Source organism: Streptomyces boncukensis (assembly GCF_011045075.1).
GTDB lineage: Bacteria > Actinomycetota > Actinomycetes > Streptomycetales > Streptomycetaceae > Streptomyces > Streptomyces boncukensis.
Genome location: NZ_JAAKZZ010000611.1, coordinates 1 through 3,915, shown reverse-complemented (window position 1 = coordinate 3,915; position 3,915 = coordinate 1). Strand labels below are relative to the sequence as shown.

General features: G+C 71.9%; 6 protein-coding genes. 5 read left to right on the top strand and 1 reads right to left on the bottom strand.

The annotated features are described in order from the left end of the window. From G5C65_RS32980 to G5C65_RS32960, 5 genes are all read left to right on the top strand, one after another. Positions 1–455 (top strand): hypothetical protein (locus G5C65_RS32980; protein ID WP_165302744.1); only part of this gene is annotated, 455 nt, incomplete at its 5' end. A gap of 26 nt (positions 456–481) precedes the next feature. Next, on the top strand, positions 482–817 hold the full coding sequence (locus G5C65_RS32975) for a DUF6415 family natural product biosynthesis protein (RefSeq protein WP_165302743.1): 336 nt from the start codon (positions 482–484) through the stop codon (positions 815–817). Beyond that, on the top strand, positions 805–951 hold the full coding sequence (locus tag G5C65_RS32970; RefSeq protein ID WP_165302742.1) for a hypothetical protein: 147 nt from the start codon (positions 805–807) through the stop codon (positions 949–951). Before G5C65_RS32975 ends, G5C65_RS32970 begins: the two co-directional genes overlap by 13 nt. 187 nt (positions 952–1,138) lie before the next feature. Continuing rightward, complete coding sequence (locus G5C65_RS32965) at positions 1,139–2,197, top strand: endonuclease/exonuclease/phosphatase family protein (RefSeq protein WP_165302741.1); 1,059 nt, start codon at positions 1,139–1,141, stop codon at positions 2,195–2,197. A 49-nt stretch (positions 2,198–2,246) separates the two neighbouring features. Next, complete coding sequence (locus G5C65_RS32960; protein ID WP_165302740.1) at positions 2,247–3,173, top strand: endonuclease/exonuclease/phosphatase family protein; 927 nt, start codon at positions 2,247–2,249, stop codon at positions 3,171–3,173. 85 nt (positions 3,174–3,258) lie between these two features. Here the strand turns inward: G5C65_RS32960 and G5C65_RS32955 are convergent. Next, positions 3,259–3,915, bottom strand: a 657-nt coding sequence (locus G5C65_RS32955) for a dienelactone hydrolase family protein (RefSeq protein ID WP_165302739.1), incomplete at its 5' end; no start/stop codon positions are given.

Here is a 3,915-nt window from a genome sequence, read left to right as displayed (position 1 = left end):
TGCCCGAACGGCCCAGCGACTACCCGCACGTCCTCACCCTGAGCGGCACCCTCATCGACACCGTCGACGAGGTCCTGGAGAACGCCCCGAACCCGGAGAACGCCGAGAGGCCGCTGGCAGCCCTGGGCACCCGGCCCGCCCTGCTCGACGGGTACCGCGCCCTGTCCCCGGACGGCCGGGAACACCTCCTCGCGGACAAGGCGTGGCGCTGCGGCCACCTCCCCCGCCCCATCCTCACCCCCGCGTCCGACGCATTCGCCGAACGCTGCGCCGAGCGCGTCCGCCGGCACAAAGCCCGCTCCCCGCTGATCGGGGACTGGCTGGAGCAGGGCCTGGACCTGGACCCCCTGCCGGACGACGAGACCGCGCTGACCGCCGTGATCGCGCTGACCGCCGCGGTCCACCTCGATGTCAAACGGGACGGGCGCAGGCGGCGGCAGGGCCTGAAGCGGTGAGGGACGCCACGAAGCGGGTGACGCCGATGACCGCCCCCGAGGACCCGCACGCCCGTGCCCGGCGCGACGTGGCCGCCGCCCTCCTCCTGGCCGAGCACCAGCCCGGCCCGGACTCGGCCGCCCAGGCGCTGCACCGCCTGCGCACCGACGTCGCCGAACTGCTGCCCGAAGCGCAGAAGACAGCCGAGCAACTGCCCGCCGACACCCGGCGGCGGGACGTCGCGCTCTCCTCGGTCGCGTTCGCCCGCACGCTCCTGCACAAGAGCCCGCCCGGCCGCCCCGCACACCTGCTGCGGATCTGGGCCAAGACCACCACCGTCCTGCTCGCCTACACGGAGACGGAGCGACCATGCCGACGGTGACGCGCGGATCCGGCGGCACGATCCGCAGCAACAACCAGGGGCGCCCGCAGTGCGACCGCCGCGGCCAGCACCACGGCTACACCCCGCCCCCGCGCCGCCGCGCGTTGTTCAGCGGCACGGCGACGGGCTGCTGAACAACGGCGCAGCCGCTGGGATTCACCCGGGCACCGGCTCTGTCGCCGCCGCCGGCGAGGAGGGGAGGCGGTGTCGGCACGTGACCGTACGCAGAGCACGAGTCATCGGCACAGCCAGGCGATACACGGGACGGGGGGCGCCGGGGCGCGCGTGCTCCGGCACCGGCCCCGTCCGGGAGGGAATCGTATGCACAAGGTTCGGCACAGAGCTGTCCCGCGGCGCAGAGCGCTCCTGGGCGGGGTGCTCGTCGCGGCCCTGCTCGCGGTGGCCCCGGGGGGAGCGGCCATCGCACAGACACCGGCACAGACACCGGCTCAGCCGCCGTCCGGCGGCGGTGGCGCGGCGGACGGGGCGCGGAGCGGGCAGAGCAGCAGTCTGCCGTCCCGCGTCGGGGTACTGACCTGGAACATCTGCGGGGCCCTGAAGGAGGACGGCGACAACAGCTGTCCGGGTAGCAGCAGCGGCAAGGTCGACGAGCTGGTCAACCGCGTCAAGCGGAACGAGTCGACCACGGTCATCATGGTCCAGGAGACCTGCGAGAGCCTGCACTCGCGTCCGCTGGAGACCGCGCTCAACCGCGAGACCCCCGGCGAGTGGGTGGTCCGGCACCGCACGGCGCTCCGCGTCGGCACCGACAACCCCGTCGTCTGCCCCCGGAGCGGCAAACCGGAGGCCGGCGTCGCCATCGCGATGAAGAAGCTGCCCGGCAGCGACCTGGTCCAGGACAGCGAGGGCAAGCCGGGCTGGGACATGACCTTCCCCAACACCGACGAGGAGGAGACGGGCACGGTCCATACGCAGGGAGCCGCCTGCCTCCAGGACCGCGGCAACCGGCTGCTCGCCTGCGCCAGCCACTTCGCCAACGCGAATGCCGACAAGACGAACCTGCGCGAAGCCTCCGCGCGGGACTTCCGCGACCAGGCCCGGGACTGGCAGAACGGCGGCTACCGCACCATCATCGGCGGCGACCTGAATCTGAGGCCGGACGACGACGCGCTGCAGCCCCTGTACGAGGGGAACTTCGAGGCGGACTCCGACCGCAAGTGCACCACCACAGGCCCCTGGTACCTCAACTACCCCACGTGCCAGAACCCCCGCGGCTCGAAGCTCGACTACATCTTCTTCAGCGACTACGGCTGGGACCTGGTGCGGGGCCACCCGTACTACTGGGGCTCGCGCGACTACTCGCTCGGCAGGCTCAGCGACCACTGGATGCTCTGGTCCGTGGTCCGGCCCAGCTCCTGACCACCGCCCTGCGACAGGGAGATCCACGACTCAGCAGAGGAGAACGGCAATGCGCGACTTACGCAGCATTCGGGGTATCCGCATCGGTTCGGCGTCCGCGCTGGCCGCCGCTCTCATCGCGACCGGCGGCATCCTGAGCCCGGCCGCCGCCGAGGGGGAGCCGGCCGAGAACGCCGCCGCCGAGAACATCATCGGCTCCTTCAACATGGCAGGCGGTCACAGCGAACACGGACCGAAGGGGAACGAGGCGGCCGACGCGCTGGTCAGGAGCGTGGAGGACCGGAAACCGGCCGTGATGCTGCTGCAGGAAGCCTGTGAGAAATGGAAAGACCGCCTGCAGGAGAAGCTCGAACCCGAGTACGACCTGGTGTTCCACCAGATCACCGGCAGCGACGGCACTCCGGCCACCTGCAAGGGCGGCAACTCCCCGTTCGGGCTCGCGGTGCTCTACCGCACGGATCTGGAGTTCGACAAAGACACCAAGAAGGCACACCGCCTCACCACCTCGGGGGGCCTCGAACGGCGGGAGATGCTGTGCGTGAAGTCGCCCTCCCGCGACATCGCCGCCTGCACCACCCACCTGACGCCTGGAGACGAGGACCGCGAGAAGGAATCGAGGTTTGACGAGGCCGCACAGGCGAGTCACGTGCTCAACCGCGATTACGCGGCGGATACCGTGCTCCTCGGCGGTGACATGAACGACACCCCGTGGTCCCTCGCACTCGGCAGCTTCTACCACAAGGACTACGGGGCGTTCGGAGCCCTCAAGGCGGCAGACAGCCCCTGCGGCAACGTGATGTCCGTGTTCCGCTGGGTGGAGGGCAGGTTCACGTTGTGCCGTTCCGGTAAAGCCACGCACGGCGACGAGAAGATCGACTACCTGTTCGTGTCGCCCCGGGTAACCGTCACCGACACCTTCGTCGGGGAGCCGCACCACTCCGACCACCGCCTGCTGTGGAGCAAGGTCCTGCTCTGATCCCGCCGGCGGCAGCGGAAGGACGGGGCGCGGCCGTCAGGCCCGCCCCGTCTGCCCGCCCCGGGGGCGCCGCGCGGCCGAACCGTCAGGAGGCCGGCGCCCTCAGATGCCGGTCGTAGAACCGGTTCCCGTCCTCCAGCTCGAACGCCGGCGTACCGAGGTGTCCGCCCAGATTGGCGTGCAGCGTCTTCTCCTCGCTGCCGAAGGCGTCGAACAGGTCCAGGGCCCGCTGCCGGGGGTTGCCCTCGTCGTCCCACTGCAGCAGCAACAGCAGCGGGATGGTGACCTGCCGGGCCTCCTCGCGCTGGGCGCGGGGCACGAACCCCCCGGCGAAGAGTCCGGCGGCCGCGATGCGCGGCTCGGACACCGCGAGGCGGATGCCGAGCGCTGTCCACCCCGAGTACCCGACCGGGCCCGCGACCCCGGGGAGCGTGAGGAGGGCGTCCAGGGCGGTCCGCCAGTCCGGGGCCGCCCTTTCGACCATCGGGCCGACGAGGGACTCGAAGATCTCGTCGACCGGCTCGCCGGCCTGCATCGCCCGGCGGAGGTCGGCGCGGGCCTGCTCGGCGGCGGCGGAACGGGGGCGGTCACCGCACCCGGCGGCGTCGATGGCGGCCACCGCGAAGCCGTCGGCCGCGGTGAGCCGGCCCCGGGCCACCAGCCGGGCGTCCCCCTTGGGCAGGCCGTTGTTGTGGGCCATCAGGATGAGCGGGGCCGGGGCGGGGGATTCAGGGGTCCACAG